Source organism: Sphingobium sp. FW306-1B-F04DB, from assembly GCF_058781925.1.
In genome coordinates, this window is record NZ_JBYSXE010000068.1 from 1 (window position 1) to 16,941 (window position 16,941).

The following is a 16,941-nucleotide window of genomic DNA, read 5'->3' on the forward strand; positions in this document are numbered from 1 at the left end:
TTTTGATCGCCTGACGGCGACACCCACCCCTTACCCCTCCCTTGAAAGGGAGGGGCTCAACTGGGTCTTACCGGTTACCCCGGGCCGAATTTGCAACCCCTGTTATCCCCCCGGAAAAGCCTTTCCTACATCAATCATCTCGCATATTGTTCCCTCTTTGTTCCACAAGCGAAGAACAGCCCATGGACAGCTACCACTGGACGCCAGCTGCCCAACGCCGCTTCCTCGACGTGCTCTCGCGCACAGGCAGTGTGCAGCTTGCCTGCGCTGCGGTCTCGAAATCCCGCCATGCCGCCTATGCGCTCCGCCATAGTGCCAAGGCCCGCGCCTTTGCCGTCGGCTGGGACGCGGCGATCCTCGTCGCTCGCGAGCGTTTGCGCGATCTCGTGATGGCCGGCGCACTGGCCCCGCTCGATTATCGGCCAGTGCGCAATGAGCGGACCGGACGGATCGGCTGGCGCCGCGCTGACCCGATGCTGCGTGCGGGCATGGGCGTCTCGCTGCTCGATCGGCTCGACCGCAGCGCTGATGCCGCGATGCGCGCCGGTCGGGATATCGCCGCCCGCATGGTGTCGCAGGATTTCGACGCCTTTCTCGATCTGGTCGAATCCGGCGCCACGCCCGATGCGGTCGCCGCCATCGTCGCCCCGCACGGGCGATGCGCGCATACGGATTCACTGTAAACTTGCGCGAAAATCAGAGCTTTCCGACGTGCGGCGCCAACCGGCGCTTGCACAATCCGCCGCGTGCGGGCATCCGCACCGCGAACACCAACCCGGACGGCGGCTTTCTCCGCTGCACCGCCATGAAGAGAAGCTCTATGCGCGTCCTTTCCGGAATCCAGACCACCGGGAATCTCCACCTCGGCAATTATCTCGGCGCCATCAAGAACTGGGTGAAGATGCAGGATGAGGGTGAATGCCTCTATTTCCTCGCCGATCTTCACGCGATCACGGTCTATAACGATCCCGCCGAACTGCGCCAGAACACGCGCGAAATGGCGGCGGCGCTGATCGCGGCGGGCATCGACCCCGACCGCTCGATCCTGTTCAACCAGGCGCAGGTGCCCGCGCATGCCGAGCTCGCCTGGCTGCTCAATTGCACCGCCCGGATCGGCTGGCTCAACCGCATGACGCAGTTCAAGGAGAAATCGGGAAAGAACCGCGAGGGCGCGAGCGTCGGCCTCTATGTCTATCCCGTACTCCAGGCCGCCGACATCCTGCTGTATCAGGCGACCCACGTCCCCGTGGGCGAGGACCAGCGCCAGCATCTCGAGCTGACACGCGACGTCGCTATCAAGTTCAACCAGGATTTCGCGCGCGAGGTCTTCACCATCCCCGAACCCTATATCGGCGCGACCGCGGCGCGGATCATGTCGCTGCGTGATGGCACGTCGAAGATGTCGAAATCCGATCCTTCGGACATGAGCCGCATCAACCTCACCGACGACGCCGACGCGATCGCGCAGAAGATCCGCAAGGCCAAAACCGATCCCGAGCCGCTGCCCGAGAATGTCGAGGGGCTCGATGGCCGGCCCGAGGCGAAGAACCTCGTCAACATTTACGCCGCACTCACCGAAACGACGCCCGCCGAGGTGCTCGCCGAGCACTCTGGCAAAGGCTTCGGCCAGTTCAAGCCGGTGCTCGCCGAATTGCTGGTCGAAAGCCTCGCGCCGATCACCGGGCGCTTCAACGCGCTGCGCGCCGATACCGCGGCGCTCGACGCACATCTCGTCAAGGGTGCGGACAAGGCGCGCGCGCTGGCGCAGCCGACGCTCGACGCCGCCTATGAAACGCTGGGACTGGTCCACCGGACGAGCCGTGCAACCTGATCGACGGGGCGCGCGTTCAATTCTTGTTCAGCCGATTTGACTTATTGGTCTAGGCGACTGAAATTACACGCATAGGCAATGAAGGGCCCTGACAATGTCGATCCACCGCAAAGTCCTTTCGGCGCTTGCTCCCCTCTCGCTGCTTGCGCTCGGCGCGTGCGCGACCAATTTCAAGGCCGATGTCAGTCGCTTCCAGGCTTTGCCGGCGCCATCGGGTCAGACCTTTGCCATCGAGGCACAGGACCCGCAGAATCGCGGCGGCCTTGAATTTGCGCAATATGCCAGGCTCGTCAGCGACAATCTGGCGCAGCTCGGCTATCGCCCCGCCGATGCGGGCACCGCCTCCGTCCTCCTCGTCAAGCTCGATTATGGTGTCGACAAGGGCCGCGAAAAGATCCGCAGCTATCCGACCGGCTATGGCGCGGGCTTTTACCACGACCCCTTCTACTGGGGCCCCTATCGCCGCTGGGGCCGCTACGGCTATGTCCGCGGCTTCTACGACCCGTTCATGTTTGGCGGCTTCGGCTATAACGATATCCAGAGCTACACCGTCTATACCAGCGGACTGAATATGGTGATCGAACGCAGGGCCGACGGCCAGCGCCTGTTTGAGGGCAAGGCCGAGGCGGTCTCGTCGAGCAACAAGCTCACCTACCTTGTCCCCAATCTGATCGAGGCGATGTTCACCAACTTCCCCGGCAATTCGGGCGAGACCGTCAAGATCACCGTACCGCCTCCGCCCAAAACCGAGGCGAAGGGCTATTGACGAAAAAAGCCCCGGCAATGCCGGGGCTTTTTTTTTCGGTATTGAAGAGCTGTCAGCCCTCGAGCGTGCGGATCAGCGTGCGGATGTCGTTGTCCATCTCGCTGTCGCTTGCGCGCAGCTTCTCGATCTGGCGCACAGCATGGATCACCGTGGTGTGGTCACGCCCGCCGAATTTACGGCCGATCTCGGGGAGCGAGCGCGGCGTCATCCGCTTGGCGAGATACATCGCGATCTGCCGGGGGCGCGCGATCGCGCGGGCCCGGCGTGCCGACACCATGTCGTTCTGGCGGATATCGAAATGCTGGCAGACGCGGCGCTGGATCTCGTCGATCGTGACGCGGCGCTGGCTCGCCTGGAGCACGTCGGCGAGCACTTCCTGGACGAAATCCAGGTCGATCGGACGCGCATTGAGCAGCGAATAGGCGATGACGCGATTGAGCGCGCCCTCGAGTTCGCGGATATTGCTCGCGATCCGTTGCGCCAGGAACAGCACCGCCTCTTCGGGAATGCTGACATGCCCCGCCGCCATCACCTTGCGGCGCAGGATCTCGAGCCGCAGCGCATGGTCCGCGGGCCGGATATCGGCGACCAGCCCCATGGCGAGGCGCGAAAGGATGCGCCCCTCGACGCCCTCGAGCGCCTGCGGGCTGCGATCGGCGCCGATCACGAGCTTGCGCCCGCTCGCCATGATCTCGTTGACGGTGTGGAGGAACTCCTCCTGCGTCGATCCCTTGCCCGCGATGAACTGGACGTCGTCGATCATCAGCAGGTCGGCCGAGCGCAGCCGCGCCTTGAAGCCCAGTGTGTCGCGCGCGCGCATCGCGGAGACGAACTCCACCATGAACTTTTCGGCGGACATATAGAGCACCGTCGAGCCCGGATTGGCCGCGGCAAAGGCGTGCCCGATCGCGTGCAGCAGGTGCGTCTTGCCCTGGCCGGTCGCGCCGTGGATGAACAGCGGATTGAAAGCAACACCGCCCTCGGCCAGAGCGCGCGCCGCGTTGCACGCCAGCGCATTGGCCTCGCCGGTCACGAAATTGTCGAAGGTGAAGCGCGGATCGAGCGTGCTCGTTTCGGCGAGCGCAATCTCGACGAGCAGCGGTGCGTCCTTGGATTCGGCCTCGACCTCAGCCGAATAGATCGCTGCGCCGTCGATATTGTCGTTGGCGACGATCTCGACGCTGTGGACATGCGGCGCGTGGGTGCGCCACGCGAGCGCGAGGCGTTCGGCGAAATGGGATTCGACCCAGCGTGCCATGAAGGGCGATGGCAGCACCATCTCGACGGTGCGGTCCTCGGCGCGATATTTGCCGAGCCGGATCGGCTTCAGCCAATGGTCGAAGGTCCGTGCGCCGCAATCGCGACGCAGGCCGGCGCGGACGGCAGTCCAGGCGTCAATCAGGGAATCCTGACTCGCCTCGAACACAACGCCCAGCCTTTCGGAATCGCCCATCAGATACACGCCTCACCCCTTGCCCCCACACCCCCTTCGGAGGCGCCTCTTAAAACACAACAATACGCCCCGGCCGCAACCCATTGTTCCGACACGAAAAGCTACTGGAATTTGCTGTTTCGGTAAGCGATTCGACTCACCGGGAAGCACAGTTCTACGGATGGAATCGGAGGGCGATCAAGGTCGCCCATGTCAAATTATTGAAATAAACCCGCTTGACTCAGGAATCCCGCGCCGTTCAGTCAAGGCGTTGTTTTTAATATGGTTTTTGAATCATTATCGGCGCGTTTACGTGCCCGGCAGGGCGCGAATCGTGGATCAAGCCCGGGTTGTGACACGGAACCGTAACAAAAATGAAATGCCCGCCAGACGCGGTGCGCCGGCGGGCATTGCAGACTGTTCCCGAAACGGGCCAGTTAGCCGAGAGCGGCAACCCGCTTCGTCAGGCGCGAGAACTTGCGCGACGCGGTGTTCTTGTGAAGCACGCCCTTGGCGACACCACGCGCCAGCTCGGGCTGAACACCGGCGAGAGCGGCCTTGGCCTCGTCCTTGTTACCGGCGACCAGCGCAGCCTCGACCTTCTTCACGAAGGTGCGGATGCGGCCGATACGGTTGCCGTTGATCTCGGCGCGACGGGTGTTCCGCCGGATGCGCTTCTTTGCCTGCGGCGTATTCGCCATCGTCTAAGCCTCGTTTGCGAAATTGAACAAGGCGCGGAGTCGTCCGCGCCCGGAAAGCGGCCCCAATAGCGTCGCTTCGGCTTATCGTCAACCGGTCAACGCTGGCATTTTCCGCAGTAAAAGGTCGATCGCCCGCTGTCGACGCGGCGCAGTACACGAGCGCCGCATCCCGGGCAATCCTGCCCCTCGCGGCCATAGACGCGCCATTGCTTGAAGAAATAGCCGAGTTCGCCATCGGGGCGCGCATAATCCCTGAGCGTCGATCCCCCCGCCTCGATCGCCGCGGCGAGCACCTCCTTGATCGCGATCGCCAGCGAGTCGAGCCGCTTGCGCGCGATCTGCCCCGCGGCGCGCGTCGGCGCGATTCCCCCCATGTGGAGCGCCTCGCAGACATAGATATTGCCCAGCCCCGCCACAACGCGCTGGTCGAGCAGCAGCGCCTTCACCGGCGCGCCCCGTCCCTCGAACGTGCGCGCGAGATGCACGCCGTCGAAGTCCTTGCCCAACGGCTCTGGGCCCAGCGCCGCGAACGGCGCGAAGCCCCCCAGATCGGCCGACTCGACGAGATCGAGCGAGCCGAATCGTCTTGGGTCGTTGAGCGCGATCCGCCGCCCCGCCCCCGTCTCGATCACCAGATGGTCGTGCGTCCCGATATCCTCGGGATCGACGCGCCAGCGCCCTGACATACCGAGATGGAAGATGAGCGTGTCGCCGCGATCGGTATCGATCAGCCCGTATTTGGCGCGCCGCGACAGGCCGGTCACGCGGGCGCCGGTCAGTCGCTGGCGCAGATCGACGGGGATGGCACGGCGCAGATCCGCGCGGCGCGGTTCGACCGATGCGAGCACTTCATTCTCGAGAACGGTTGCAAGGCCGCGGACAGTGGTTTCGACTTCGGGCAATTCTGGCATAACAAACAGCTAGTCAGCGTTTGCCCCCGCAACAAGCCTTGGCTACAGGGTGCGCCCATGAGCGAAACGGTTTCCTTTGGCTATGAAGACATCGATGCGAGCGAGAAGACCGGTCGCGTCCGCGGCGTCTTTTCCAATGTCGCCAAGAACTACGACCTGATGAACGATGCCATGTCGGGCGGCATGCACCGGCTGTGGAAGGATCGTTTCGTGCGCCGCGTGAAACCGCGCAAGGGCGAGGCGATCCTCGATATGGCGGGCGGCACCGGCGACATCGCCTTTCGCATGCATCCCTCGGGCGCGCAGATCACCGTGTCCGACATCAATCCCGAGATGCTTGCCGTAGGCATGGAGCGTGCGCAGAAGCGCAAGCTTGAGGGGCTGATCTGGTCCGAACAGAATGCAGAGGCGCTGAACTTCCCGGATTCGAGCTTCGATGCCTATACGATCGCCTTCGGTATCCGGAACGTCACGCATATCCAGCAGGCGCTGGACGAGGCGCACCGCGTCCTCAAGCGCGGCGGCCGCTTCTTCTGCCTCGAATTCTCGACCACGCTCTGGCCCGGCTTTTCGGACGTCTACGACGCCTATTCGCACAAGATGGTGCCCAAGCTCGGCAAGCTGCTGGCCAGGGACGAGGACAGCTATCGTTACCTGATCGAATCGATCCGCCGCTTCCCCGACATGCCGGGCTTCGAGGGCATGATCAATCAGGCGGGCTTCGTGCAGACCCGGGTCGAACCGCTGCTCGGCGGTCTCGTCGCAATTCATAGCGGCTGGAAGATTTGACCCACCCCGTCGTCCATACCTGGCGCCTGCTCAAATGGGGCCGGACGCTCGCGCGTCACGGCGCATTGCGCGGGATCGAGCGCGATCCGCTGACCCCGCCGCGCGTGCGCCGGCTGATGCGGCTCGCCCGCTTCGGCGCCCGCGTGCCGAAGCAGCCCAATTATTCCGAGGCCTTCCAGGCGATCGGCCCCGCCGCGATCAAGCTCGGCCAGTCGCTCGCGACGCGCCCCGATCTGGTCGGCGAACATGCCGCGCAGGACCTGCTGCGCCTGCAGGATGCGCTGCCCCCCGCGCCCTTCGAACTGATCCGCGCGAGCATTGAGGAATCTCTGGGCAAGCCGATCGAGGCGCTGTTCCAGAGCATCGACCCCGATCCCGTTGGTGCAGCCTCGATCGCGCAGGTGCACAAGGCGGTCACGCTCGACGGCAACACCGTCGCGATCAAGGTGCTGCGCCCCGGTATCGAGGAGGAGTTTGCGCAGGCGCTCGAAACCTATGAATGGGCGGCGGCACAGGCCGAAGCGATCGGCGGCGAGTTGGCGCGGCTGCGCCCGCGCCTCGTCATCGCGACCTTCCGGCAATGGACGCTGCGCGAGCTCGATCTGCGTCGCGAGGCCGCCTCGGCGTCCGAACTCGCCGAGGCGATGGAGGCCGAGCCCGGCTATCATGTCCCCGTCATCGACTGGCAGCGCACCGCGCGCCGCGTGATGACGCTCGAATGGCTCGATGGCATCAAGCTGTCCAAGCGCGAAGACCTGATCGCGTCGGGGCATGATCCCAAGGCGATCGCGGGCCGTCTCGTCCGCGCCTTCCTGCGCCAGGCGATCTCCGAGGGCTTCTTCCATGCCGACCTGCATCAGGGCAATCTCTTCGTGCTGCCCAATGGCGATATCGGCGCGGTCGACTTCGGCATCATGGGCCGGATCAACCGCCAGGCGCGCGTCTGGCTCGCCGAGATCCTCTACGGCCTGCTGACCGGCAATTACCGTCGCGTCGCCGAGATCCATTTCGAGGCGCAGTACGTGCCCGGGCACCATAGCGTAGAGGAATTCACCACAGCGCTGCGTGCGGTCGGCGAGCCGATCCGCGGCCTGCCCGTGAAGGACGTCTCGATCGGCCAGATGCTCGACGGCCTCTTTGCGATCACGCGCGATTTCGACATGCCCACCCAGCCCCACCTCCTCCTCCTCCAGAAGACGATGGTGATGGTCGAGGGCGTCGCGCACACGCTCGATCCCGACATCAATATGTGGGAAACCTCGGGGCCCTTCGTCCAGGAATGGATGCGCACCGAGCTCGGCCCCGAAGCCGCGGTCGCCGACCGGCTGATCATGGATTTCCGCACGCTGCGCCGATTGCCCGACCTGATCCGCCGCATCGAGGCCGAATTCCCGCCGCTCGGCGCCGCGCCGCCATCGCCGCCGCTCAAGGAGATCGAGGTCGTCCGCATCGGCGGCGGCTGGCGTTATGCGGTGGTGGCGGTTCTGGCGGGCGTGGCCGGGGCCGCGGCGGCGATGTTGACGGGCTGGACTTGATGCATGCAAGATATGCGCATATCTTACGCGCATATTTTGCGAGGAACGCATGGCCAGATCCAGCACCGCCCAAAAGCGCGCGACCAACGTCTCGCTCAGCGCGGACCTAATCGAAGAGGCGAAGCGCCTCAACGTCAACATCTCGCAGGCATGCGAGCAGGGGCTCGAGCAGCAGGTCGCCAAATCGCGGGCCGAAGCCTGGCTTGAAGCCAATCGGGAAGCGATCGAATCGTCGAACGCCTATGTCGAAAAGCATGGCCTGCCACTCGCGCGCTATCGCTTATTCTGATGGCGCGCTTCGACGTCTATGAACGCCCCGAAGGAGCGGGCTTTCTGATCGACTGTCAAGCCGATGTGCTGGGCTATCTGAACACGCGCTTCGTCGTTCCGCTGCTTCCGCCCGAAGGAGCGCCGATTCCTGCGGCCCGTCTCAACCCCTCGTTCACGATCGGGGGAGAGGCTGTCGTCATGTACACGCAGTTCGCATCGTCCATCATCATGCGTGAGCTGGGTTCTCCTGTGACATCGCTGGCCGACGAGCAACCGACAATCATGAACGCACTAGACATGCTGCAGACGGGCTACTGAGCTATGCTGGGCAAACGAATCCTCCTCATCGTCGGCGGCGGGATCGCGGCCTACAAGGCGTGCGAACTCATCCGGCTGATCCGCAAGGCGGGCATGTCGGTGCGCTGCGTGCTCACCGATGGCGGCGCGCAGTTCATCACGCCGATGACGCTCGCCGCGCTCTCCGAACAGCCCGTCCATACGAGCCTCTGGGACCTCAAGAACGAGGCCGAGATGGGGCATATCCGCCTCAGCCGTGAGGCCGATCTCGTCGTGGTCTGTCCCGCCACAGCCGACCTCATGGCGAAGATGGCCAACGGCATTTCGGACAGCCTCGCCGCGACGCTGCTGCTTGCGACCGACAAGCCCGTGATGGCCGTCCCCGCGATGAATGTCCGCATGTGGGGTCATGCCGCCACGCAGCGCAACGTCCAGCGCCTGCGCGATGATGGCGTGATCGTGCTCGATCCCGATGAGGGCCCGATGGCGTGCGGCGAATTCGGCCCCGGCCGGCTTCCGGAGCCCGAGGCGATCATGGAGGCGATCCGCGCCCATTTCGGCGGCTTCACAGCGCCGGCAAGGCAGAAGCCGCCGCTGCCGCTGGCCGGGCGTCATATCCTCGTCACCGCGGGGCCTACGCATGAGCCGATCGACCCCGTGCGCTACATCGCCAACCGTTCATCGGGCAAACAGGGCTTTGCGATCGCGGGGGCGCTGGCGATGCTTGGGGCGCGCGTGACGCTCGTTGCGGGGCCCGTCGATCTGGTAACGCCCGCGGGCGTCGATCGGATCGATGTCGAGACCGCGCGCCAGATGGCGGATGCGGCCAATGCCGCGCTGCCCGCCGACGCCGCGGTGATGGTCGCCGCGGTCGCCGACTGGCGCACCGAGTCCGCCAACGACACCAAGATCAAGAAGACGGAGGGAGGCACAGCCCCCTCGCTGATGCTCACCGAGAATCCTGACATTCTGGCCACGCTGGCGCGTTCGGACAAGCGCCCACGCCTCGTGATCGGCTTCGCCGCCGAGACCGATGACGTCCTCGCGCATGCCGAGGCCAAGCGCGCCAGAAAAGGCGCCGACTGGATCATCGCCAACGATGTCTCGGGCGACGTCATGGGCGGAGACCGCAACCGCGTGCACATCGTAACCGCGAACGGAGTCGAAAGCTGGGACGATCAGCCCAAGGACGTCGTCGCGATGAAGATCGCGGAACGCATCGCCGCCGCGCTCAGGGAGGATTAGCGCGGTCTCACTTCGTTATTGGCGTCACCATGGTCCACTGGAACCAGAGTTTTCGCGAAGGATGGCCCGCGACCCTGCTCGTCGAGCTCGGCTTGCTCTTTGCGACTCAGGGCGCGGGCCGCTATGCCCTCGATACGATTCTCGAAAGGCGAAAATGACTATCTCGATCGCGCTCAAGCGTCTGCCCCATGGCGAGGGCCTGCCCCTCCCCCACTACGCCACCGAACATGCCGCGGGCATGGACATCGTTTCCGCGGAGGACGTGACGCTCGCGCCCGGCGGCCGCCATGCGGTGGCCACGGGCTTCGCGATCGCGATCCCCGAGGGCTATGAGGTCCAGGTGCGTCCGCGCTCCGGGCTCGCGCTCAAGCACGGGATCAGCATGCCCAACACGCCCGGGACGATCGACGCCGACTATCGCGGCGAGATGAAGGTGATCATCATCAACCATGGCAGCGAGCCCTTCGAGGTCCGCCGCGGCGAGCGCATCGCGCAGCTCGTGCCCGCAAAGGTCCAGCGCGCGGTCTTTGCGGAGGTCGAGGAACTCGACGAAACCGCGCGCGGCGCGGGCGGCTTCGGCTCGACGGGCGTCCACGCGCTCCGGGCCTAGGTGGACCTCTCCGACACCCAGCTCGACCGCTATGCCCGCCATATCATCCTCAAGGAGATTGGCGGACAGGGACAGGCAAGGCTCCTCGCCGCCCATGTCGTCCTGATCGGCACGGGCGGGATCGGATCGCCCGCGATCCAGTATCTCGCGGCCGCCGGTGTGGGCCGGCTGACGCTGATCGACGACGACACGGTGTCGCTCTCCAACCTCCAGCGCCAGACGCTTTTCGCCACCGCCGATATCGGACGTCCCAAGGTCGAGGCTGCGGCCGATGCGGTGGCGCGCCTGACGCCCGATGTCGCGCTGACGCTCCGGAATGAACGTATCACCGCCGCCAATGCCGATGCGTTGCTGGGGGGCGCCGACGTCGTGCTCGACGGCTGCGACAATTTCGCGACCCGCCTCGCGGTCGCCGATGCGTGCCTCAAGCTGCACATCCCGCTCGTCTCCGCTGCGGTCGGGCAGTTCGAGGGACAACTCGCCACCTATCGCGGCTGGGAAACGGGCAAGCCCTGCTATCGCTGCTTCGTCGGCCATGATCCCGACCGCCCGGATGTGTCATGCGCCGATCAGGGCGTGCTCGGCGCGCTCACGGGCGTGATGGGCAGCCTCGCAGCATTGGAAGCGATCCGCGCGATCACCGGCTTTGGTGAGGACTGCGCGGGCCGGCTGTTGCTCGTCGACGCGCTTTCCTTCCGCTTCCGTACGCTCAATCTGCCCAAAGACCCCGGATGTCCGGCATGCGGGGGCTGACGATCATCATCACCAGCGCTGATCCGTCCCGCTTCCACGCCGCGCTCTCTATCGCCGCCGCAAGCGCCGCCACCGATGCACCGACGCGCGTCTATCTCCACGCCGATGCGGTCGCGCTCGCCGCGCCGCCACATGGCTGCCCCGACGATGCGCGCTACGCCGCCGCCGGACTGCCCACGCTCGCGCAGCTCATCGCAGAAACGCGCGCCCTGGATGTGCGCCTGATCGCGTGCCAGACGGGCCTCGCGCTCGCATCGCTCGACGCCGAGGCGCTTGGCCCGCACATCGAGGCCGGCGGGCTCGTCAGCCTGCTCGCCACGCTCGGCGACGACAGGCTGGTAACGCTGTAGCGCTCCAGCCCGCCGTCCCGGTCATTCGGCTTTTTTCTTCGCCGCCGCTTTTTTCGGTGCGGCCTTCTTCGCGGGTGCCTTCTTCGCAGGCGCCTTTTTCGCCGCGGGCTTTTTCTTGCCCTTGGCCGGCCCCTTGGCCGCGCGGTCGTCGATTAGCTGCGCGGCCTCTTCCAGCGTCAGCTGGTCGGGCGCGAGCGTCTTGGGCAAGGTCGCATTGGTCGTCCCGTCGGTGACATAGGGGCCAAACCGGCCTTCCATCAGCTTGATCTCGAGCTCGGTGCGCGGATGCGCGCCCAGCACCTTCAACGGCTCGCGCGAGCCGCGCGCCCGGCCGCCGCCGTTCGCCGCATCGGCGAGCTTGGAGACCGCCGCATTCATGCCCGTCTCGAAAACCTCGATGGTCGACTGCAGCCGCGCATATTTGCCGTCATGCGCCAGATAGGGGCCGTAGCGCCCGATTGACGCGGTGATGGGCTTGCCACTCTCGGGATGATCACCGATCGAGCGGGGCAGCGACAGGAGCTTGAGCGCCCATTCGAGCCCGAAATCCTCGCCCGGCACGTCCTTGGGGATCGACGCGCGCTTGGCGTCCTTGCCCTCGCCGAGCTGGATATAGGGCCCGAAGCGGCCTGAGCGCTGCGTCACCTTCTCGCCCGTCACCGGGTCCTCGCCCAGTTCGACGGGGCCGGCATCGCCATTCTCCGCGCCCTCGCCGCCGCCCTGCGCAAAGCGGCGCGTATATTTGCATTCGGGATAGTTGGAGCATGCCACGAACGCGCCGAAGCGCCCGCCGCGCAGCCCGAGCCGCCCCTCGCCGCAATTGGGACAGAGCCGCGGATCGCTGCCGTCGCCCTTGTCGGGGAACAGGAAGGGTTCGAGGAACTGGTCGAGCGCCGCGGTGATGTCCGACGGCTTCTGCTCCATGACCTGCGCGGTCTTGGGCTTGAAGTCCTTCCAGAAGGCCTCGAGCACCGCCTGCCACTGCGCGCGGCCGCCCGAGATCTCGTCGAGCTCTTCCTCGAGACCCGCGGTGTAGTCGTAGCTCACATAGCGTTCGAAGAAGCGCTCGAGAAATGCCGTCACCAGCCGCCCGCTCTCCTCGGCGAAGAAGCGGTTTTTCTCAATGCGGACGTAATTGCGGTCCTTCAAGGTCTGCAGCGTCGAAGCATAGGTCGAAGGCCTCCCGATCCCCAGCTCCTCCATCTTCTTGACGAGGCTCGCCTCGGAGAAGCGCGGCGGCGGCTGGGTGAAATGCTGTTCCGAATGTACCGCCTTCTTCGCGGGCGCATCGCCTTCGGCCAGGCGCGGCAGGCGGCGGCTGTCCTCGTCCTCGGCATCGTCGCGGCCTTCTTCGTAGAGCGCGAGGAAACCGGGAAAGAGCACGACCTGGCCCGTTGCGCGAAGTGCGGTCTGCCCGGTGCCATCGGTCATCTCGACCGTGGTGCGCTCGAGCCGCGCCGAGGCCATCTGGCTCGCCAGCGCGCGCTTCCAGATCAGGTCATAGAGCCGCGCATGATCGCCCGAACCCGCGCGGTCTTTCGAGAAGTCGGTCGGCCGGATCGCCTCGTGCGCTTCCTGCGCGTTCTTGGCCTTGGTCGTGTACTGGCGCGGCTTGTCGGGCACGTAGCTGCCGTCATAGCGGTCGGCGACCGCCTTGCGCGCCGCGGAGATCGCGCTGCCGTCCATCTGGACGCCGTCGGTACGCATATAGGTGATCGCGCCGTCCTCGTAGAGCCCCTGCGCGATGCGCATCGTATGGCTTGCCGAGAAGCCGAGCTTGCGTGCGGCCTCCTGCTGCAAGGTCGAGGTGGTGAAGGGCGGCGGCGGGTTGCGCGTGAGCGGCTTGGTCTCGACCGACGCGACGCTGAAGCGTCCCGCCTCGACCGCCGCCTTGGCCTTTTCGGCGTCGCCTGCGTTGCCGATCGTCAGCCGGTCGATCTTCTCGCCCTGGAAGCGCACGAGCCGCGCGATGAAGCCCGTGCCGTCATGCTCCATATCGGCGAACACCGACCAATATTCCTGGGGCTTGAACAGCTCGATCTCGCGCTCGCGGTCGACCACGAGGCGCAGCGCCACCGACTGCACGCGCCCCGCCGACTTGGCGCCGGGCAGCTTGCGCCACAGCACGGGCGAAAGCGTGAAGCCGACGAGATAGTCGAGCGCACGGCGCGCCCGGTACGCGTCGATCAGGTCCTCATCGAGCGCGCGCGGCGCCTTCATCGCGTCGGTCACCGCAGCCTTTGTGATCGCGTTGAAGGTAACGCGGTCAACCTTTTGCGGCAGCGCCTTTTTCGCGCGAAGCACTTCCTGCACATGCCAAGAAATCGCCTCGCCTTCGCGATCAGGGTCGGTCGCGAGAATGAGTCGATCGGCCTTCTTGGCCTCATCGGCGATGGCCTTGAGCTGCTTGCCCTTGTCCGCATAATTCTCCCACTGCATCGCAAACCCCTCATCGGGGTCCACCGATCCGTCCTTGGGGGGCAGGTCGCGGATATGGCCGTACGAGGCGAGCACGCGGAAATCGCCGCCCAGATATTTCTCGATGGTCTTCGCCTTGGCGGGCGATTCGACGATGACAAGCTGCATGGAAGTGGTTCTGGTCCCTGTTACGCGTATACGCGTGAGGCTGGTGAGGTAGTGGGCCGGGCGTCAATAGGCAATCAGGCGATGATGCTCACACGGCCTCCTGCGTGACGTTCGAGCCGTCCGGCCAGTTCGAGTTCCAGCAGCACCGTCTGAACGATCGCGGGTGGTAGCGCGGCCTGGCGGATCAGTTCATCGATACTGACGGGGACCGGTCCCAGCAGCCCGAGCACAAGCCGACGTTCCCCGTCGCCGGCATCGTGATCGACGGGCGGCGGCTCATAATCGCCTCCGCGCTGCGCGACGCCCCCACCGCTCAGCGGCCGGATCGCCTCGAGCACATCGGCCGCCGACTGGACCAGCGTGGCGCCCTCTCGGATCAGCGCGTTGCAGCCCTGTGCGCGCGGGTCGAGCGGAGATCCGGGCACCGCCATCACCTCGCGCCCCGCCTCGTTGGCCAGCCGCGCGGTGATGAGCGAACCCGAACGTGGCGCGGCTTCGACAACCACCGTTCCGAGCGCCATTCCCGCGATGATCCGGTTGCGCGACGGAAAATGCCGCGCGAGCGGCTCGCGGCCCGGCGGCTGCTCGGCGATCAGCAGCCCCTGTTGCGCGACCTGTTCCTGAAGCTCCGCATTCTCGGGCGGAAAGGCGATGTCGATCCCGCTCGCGATCACACCCACGGTCCCAGTGGCGAGCGATCCCACATGCGCCGCGGTATCGATCCCGCGCGCAAGACCCGAGACGACCAGCACGCCTTCAGAGCCCAGCTCCTGTGCAAGCTGGCGCGCGAAGCGGCACGCCGCCGCCGAGGCGTTGCGCGCGCCGACGATCGCGATCGCGGGACGCTCGAGCAGTTGCAGGTTGCCGCGCACGATCAGCGCGGGCGGCGCATCCTCGAGTTCGCCCAGCAACCGCGGATACAGCCCCTGCCCGCGAAACAGGTAGCGTGCGCCCAGCCGTTCGACCCTGCGAATCTCCTCGGCGACGCTCGCGGCGTCGGCGATCCGCGGGGCGCGCCCGCCGCCGCGCGCCGCAAGCCGGGGTATCGCGTCGAGCGCGGCCTCGGGCGTGCCGAAGCGCGCGATCAGCTGCGCATAGGTGACGGGGCCGATCTGGGCCGAACGAATCAGGCGGAGGCGCGCGAGCCGGTCCTCGTCCGCCCGCATGGCCCCGGCCCGATCAGTCACCCGCGCCCGCGTCCTTGCCCGCACCGATCCGCGGTTCGGTGCCCGCCAGCAGCCGCTCGATATTCTCGCGGTGCTTCCACAACACCATCAGCGTAAGCGGCGTAAAAATGAGGAACGATTCCCAGGCGCCGATCGCGGCCGCAGCCACCGGCAGCACGATTGCCGCGCTCATGCCGCCAAGCGAGGAAGTCCGGGTGATCGCCAGTGCCCCTATCCAGACCACGGCGAACAACACGCCGCATATCCAGTTTGCGGCGAGCGCGATGCCGAACAAGGTTGCGACGCCCTTGCCGCCGCGGAATTTGAGCCACACCGGATACAAATGACCAAAAAACACGCCGACGGCGCCCAGCGCGCCACCACCGGTCACCAGCGCCGCTCCAAACAGGACAGCAACCGCGCCCTTGGCCGCGTCGAGCAGCAGCGTCGCCGCTGCCAGCCCCTTGCGCCCCGTGCGCAGCACATTGGTCGCGCCGATATTGCCCGAGCCCATTTTGCGCAGGTCGCCCGCGCCCGTCATCCGCGTGAGGATCAGCCCGAACGGGATCGACCCCAGCAAATAACCCATGATGAGTGCCGTCGCCGGCGCGATCCAGGGTGCCCCAGTCACAGTCGCTTCACCGCCCTTCGTTGATCGAGCGGACCATAATCGATTATCGCGCCCCCGCAACAATCCGCGTCAATATCCTGCAATTCGTTTCAGCATCCTGCCGCAGATTGCGCGGACGTGCGACGCTGCTAAGGGAATCGCGATGACCGACACCCGCCCGATCCTGTTCTTCGATTCCGGCGTGGGCGGGCTTTCGGTACTCGCCCCGACGCGGGCGCTGCTGCCACGCGCGCCTTTCGTCTATGTCGCGGACAATGCGGGCTTTCCCTATGGCACCAGGAGCGAAGCCGAGATCGCCGCGCGCGTCCCCGCGCTGCTCGGGCGCCTCGCCGAGCGCTATCACCCGCGCATCATCGTCATTGCATGCAATACCGCCTCGACCATTGCATTGACGCATGTCCGCTCGGCGCTCGAATTGCCGATCGTCGGCACCGTGCCCGCGATCAAGCCCGCCGCGCTGACCTCGAAAACGCGCGTGATCGGCGTGCTCGGCACCGAGGCGACGGTCCGCCAGCCCTATGTCGACAACCTCGCCGCCGAGTTCGCCGCCGATTGCCACGTGCTGCGCCACGGCTCGGCCGAGCTCGTTCAGGCGGCCGAGGCGAAGCTGCGCGGCGAGACCCCCGATCCCGCGATCTTCGCTCGTGCCATGGCGGGCATGATCGGGCAGCCCGATGGCGAACGGCTCGACACCATCGTGCTTGCTTGCACGCACTTCCCGCTGGTCGAGGCCGAACTGGCGGCCGCAGCGCCGCACCCCGTCACCTTCGTCCACGGCGCCGAGGGGATCGCGCGCCGGATCGCCTTCCTGACTGAAGGCCAGCAATGGCCCGACACGCCCGGCCCCGGCATCGCGGTCTTCACCGCGCCCAATGCCGATCTGGAAGCGATGCGCCCCGCGCTCGGCCGCTACGGGCTGACACACGCGGAAACCCTGTAAGGGCTCGTCGCCTGAGTCGGTTCGCAAACGGCGAATGAGCGCAAAGCCGTGGTGAGCTGCCCTTCACCCCTCCCTTCCAAGGGAGGGGACGGGGTGGGTAGCGAGCGCAGCGAGCCCTTCAATGTCGG

The 16,941-nt window shown here is 65.9% G+C and carries 18 protein-coding genes; 12 read left to right on the forward strand and 6 right to left on the reverse strand.

The genetic code is table 11. The features are described 5' to 3' along the window. Positions 1–182 precede the first annotated feature (182 nt). The 3 genes from AC3WJD_RS20180 to AC3WJD_RS20190 all read left to right on the forward strand — a co-directional run bounded on the left by AC3WJD_RS20180 (position 183) and on the right by AC3WJD_RS20190 (position 2,597). Positions 183–683, forward strand: coding sequence for a hypothetical protein (locus tag AC3WJD_RS20180; protein ID WP_492748549.1), 501 nt, complete (start codon positions 183–185; stop codon positions 681–683). Positions 684–820: 137 nt separating this feature from the next. After that, on the forward strand, positions 821–1,831 hold the full coding sequence (trpS, locus tag AC3WJD_RS20185) for a tryptophan--tRNA ligase (RefSeq protein ID WP_492748550.1): 1,011 nt from the start codon (positions 821–823) through the stop codon (positions 1,829–1,831). Between the two features lie 94 nt (positions 1,832–1,925). Beyond that, entirely contained in the window at positions 1,926–2,597 is a 672-nt protein-coding gene (locus AC3WJD_RS20190; protein ID WP_492748551.1) for a DUF4136 domain-containing protein, read from the forward strand. Positions 2,598–2,649: 52 nt separating this feature from the next. On the opposite strand, the gene dnaA is transcribed toward AC3WJD_RS20190, so the two are convergent. The 3 genes from dnaA to mutM form a co-directional block, all read right to left on the reverse strand. Beyond that, positions 2,650–4,050, reverse strand: coding sequence for a chromosomal replication initiator protein DnaA (dnaA, locus tag AC3WJD_RS20195; RefSeq protein WP_492748552.1), 1,401 nt, complete (start codon positions 4,048–4,050; stop codon positions 2,650–2,652). Between the two features lie 416 nt (positions 4,051–4,466). After that, positions 4,467–4,730, reverse strand: coding sequence for a 30S ribosomal protein S20 (gene rpsT, locus AC3WJD_RS20200; RefSeq protein WP_492748553.1), 264 nt, complete (start codon positions 4,728–4,730; stop codon positions 4,467–4,469). A 95-nt stretch (positions 4,731–4,825) separates the two neighbouring features. Further along, entirely contained in the window at positions 4,826–5,641 is an 816-nt protein-coding gene (mutM, locus tag AC3WJD_RS20205) for a bifunctional DNA-formamidopyrimidine glycosylase/DNA-(apurinic or apyrimidinic site) lyase (RefSeq protein ID WP_492748554.1), read from the reverse strand. Positions 5,642–5,698: 57 nt separating this feature from the next. Here mutM and AC3WJD_RS20210 point away from each other — a divergent pair, with 57 nt between their 5' ends. The 8 genes from AC3WJD_RS20210 to AC3WJD_RS20245 all read left to right on the forward strand — a co-directional run bounded on the left by AC3WJD_RS20210 (position 5,699) and on the right by AC3WJD_RS20245 (position 11,490). Continuing rightward, positions 5,699–6,430 (forward strand): class I SAM-dependent methyltransferase, encoded by a 732-nt coding sequence (locus tag AC3WJD_RS20210; protein ID WP_492748555.1) that lies wholly within the window; start codon positions 5,699–5,701, stop codon positions 6,428–6,430. Further along, positions 6,427–7,965, forward strand: coding sequence for a 2-polyprenylphenol 6-hydroxylase (ubiB, locus tag AC3WJD_RS20215; protein WP_492748556.1), 1,539 nt, complete (start codon positions 6,427–6,429; stop codon positions 7,963–7,965). Before AC3WJD_RS20210 ends, ubiB begins: the two co-directional genes overlap by 4 nt. Before the next feature lie 49 nt (positions 7,966–8,014). Next, positions 8,015–8,254 (forward strand): type II toxin-antitoxin system CcdA family antitoxin, encoded by a 240-nt coding sequence (locus AC3WJD_RS20220; RefSeq protein ID WP_492748557.1) that lies wholly within the window; start codon positions 8,015–8,017, stop codon positions 8,252–8,254. Continuing rightward, positions 8,254–8,553 (forward strand): CcdB family protein, encoded by a 300-nt coding sequence (locus AC3WJD_RS20225; protein ID WP_492748558.1) that lies wholly within the window; start codon positions 8,254–8,256, stop codon positions 8,551–8,553. Before AC3WJD_RS20220 ends, AC3WJD_RS20225 begins: the two co-directional genes overlap by 1 nt. A 3-nt stretch (positions 8,554–8,556) precedes the next feature. Beyond that, complete coding sequence (gene coaBC, locus AC3WJD_RS20230; protein WP_492748559.1) at positions 8,557–9,777, forward strand: bifunctional phosphopantothenoylcysteine decarboxylase/phosphopantothenate--cysteine ligase CoaBC; 1,221 nt, start codon at positions 8,557–8,559, stop codon at positions 9,775–9,777. A 154-nt stretch (positions 9,778–9,931) separates the two neighbouring features. Beyond that, the gene (dut, locus tag AC3WJD_RS20235; RefSeq protein WP_492748560.1) at positions 9,932–10,387 is read left to right on the forward strand and encodes a dUTP diphosphatase; all 456 of its coding nucleotides are present in this window, start codon (positions 9,932–9,934) and stop codon (positions 10,385–10,387) included. Next, positions 10,388–11,140 carry a HesA/MoeB/ThiF family protein gene (locus tag AC3WJD_RS20240; RefSeq protein ID WP_492748561.1) on the forward strand — a complete coding sequence of 251 codons (753 nt, stop codon included), beginning with the start codon at positions 10,388–10,390 and terminating at the stop codon, positions 11,138–11,140. It begins immediately after the preceding gene. Next, on the forward strand, positions 11,128–11,490 hold the full coding sequence (locus AC3WJD_RS20245; RefSeq protein WP_492748562.1) for a DsrE family protein: 363 nt from the start codon (positions 11,128–11,130) through the stop codon (positions 11,488–11,490). Before AC3WJD_RS20240 ends, AC3WJD_RS20245 begins: the two co-directional genes overlap by 13 nt. Positions 11,491–11,511: 21 nt before the next feature. Here the strand turns inward: AC3WJD_RS20245 and topA are convergent, their stop codons facing one another. The 3 genes from topA to plsY all read right to left on the reverse strand — a co-directional run bounded on the left by topA (position 11,512) and on the right by plsY (position 15,831). Beyond that, entirely contained in the window at positions 11,512–14,076 is a 2,565-nt protein-coding gene (topA, locus tag AC3WJD_RS20250) for a type I DNA topoisomerase (RefSeq protein WP_492748563.1), read from the reverse strand. A gap of 74 nt (positions 14,077–14,150) precedes the next feature. Beyond that, the gene (dprA, locus tag AC3WJD_RS20255; RefSeq protein ID WP_492748566.1) at positions 14,151–15,242 is read right to left on the reverse strand and encodes a DNA-processing protein DprA; all 1,092 of its coding nucleotides are present in this window, start codon (positions 15,240–15,242) and stop codon (positions 14,151–14,153) included. A gap of 13 nt (positions 15,243–15,255) precedes the next feature. Further along, positions 15,256–15,831, reverse strand: a complete 576-nt coding sequence (gene plsY / locus AC3WJD_RS20260; RefSeq protein WP_492748564.1) for a glycerol-3-phosphate 1-O-acyltransferase PlsY — start codon at positions 15,829–15,831, stop codon at positions 15,256–15,258. A gap of 184 nt (positions 15,832–16,015) precedes the next feature. Here plsY and murI point away from each other — a divergent pair, with 184 nt between their 5' ends. Further along, complete coding sequence (murI, locus tag AC3WJD_RS20265; protein WP_492748565.1) at positions 16,016–16,813, forward strand: glutamate racemase; 798 nt, start codon at positions 16,016–16,018, stop codon at positions 16,811–16,813. Positions 16,814–16,941: the final 128 nt, after the last annotated feature.

What these genes read in the sequence shown, in the direction of transcription:
- AC3WJD_RS20180 (WP_492748549.1), top strand. Translation starts at nt 183, where the DNA reads ATGGACAGCTACCACTGGACGCCAGCTGCCCAACGCCGCTTCCTCGAC.
- trpS (WP_492748550.1), top strand. Translation starts at nt 821, where the DNA reads ATGCGCGTCCTTTCCGGAATCCAGACCACCGGGAATCTCCACCTCGGC.
- AC3WJD_RS20190 (WP_492748551.1), top strand. Translation starts at nt 1,926, where the DNA reads ATGTCGATCCACCGCAAAGTCCTTTCGGCGCTTGCTCCCCTCTCGCTG.
- dnaA (WP_492748552.1), bottom strand. Translation starts at nt 4,050, where the DNA reads ATGGGCGATTCCGAAAGGCTGGGCGTTGTGTTCGAGGCGAGTCAGGAT.
- rpsT (WP_492748553.1), bottom strand. Translation starts at nt 4,730, where the DNA reads ATGGCGAATACGCCGCAGGCAAAGAAGCGCATCCGGCGGAACACCCGT.
- mutM (WP_492748554.1), bottom strand. Translation starts at nt 5,641, where the DNA reads ATGCCAGAATTGCCCGAAGTCGAAACCACTGTCCGCGGCCTTGCAACC.
- AC3WJD_RS20210 (WP_492748555.1), top strand. Translation starts at nt 5,699, where the DNA reads ATGAGCGAAACGGTTTCCTTTGGCTATGAAGACATCGATGCGAGCGAG.
- AC3WJD_RS20220 (WP_492748557.1), top strand. Translation starts at nt 8,015, where the DNA reads ATGGCCAGATCCAGCACCGCCCAAAAGCGCGCGACCAACGTCTCGCTC.
- AC3WJD_RS20225 (WP_492748558.1), top strand. Translation starts at nt 8,254, where the DNA reads ATGGCGCGCTTCGACGTCTATGAACGCCCCGAAGGAGCGGGCTTTCTG.
- coaBC (WP_492748559.1), top strand. Translation starts at nt 8,557, where the DNA reads ATGCTGGGCAAACGAATCCTCCTCATCGTCGGCGGCGGGATCGCGGCC.
- dut (WP_492748560.1), top strand. Translation starts at nt 9,932, where the DNA reads ATGACTATCTCGATCGCGCTCAAGCGTCTGCCCCATGGCGAGGGCCTG.
- AC3WJD_RS20245 (WP_492748562.1), top strand. Translation starts at nt 11,128, where the DNA reads ATGCGGGGGCTGACGATCATCATCACCAGCGCTGATCCGTCCCGCTTC.
- topA (WP_492748563.1), bottom strand. Translation starts at nt 14,076, where the DNA reads ATGCAGCTTGTCATCGTCGAATCGCCCGCCAAGGCGAAGACCATCGAG.
- dprA (WP_492748566.1), bottom strand. Translation starts at nt 15,242, where the DNA reads ATGCGGGCGGACGAGGACCGGCTCGCGCGCCTCCGCCTGATTCGTTCG.
- plsY (WP_492748564.1), bottom strand. Translation starts at nt 15,831, where the DNA reads ATGGGTTATTTGCTGGGGTCGATCCCGTTCGGGCTGATCCTCACGCGG.
- murI (WP_492748565.1), top strand. Translation starts at nt 16,016, where the DNA reads ATGACCGACACCCGCCCGATCCTGTTCTTCGATTCCGGCGTGGGCGGG.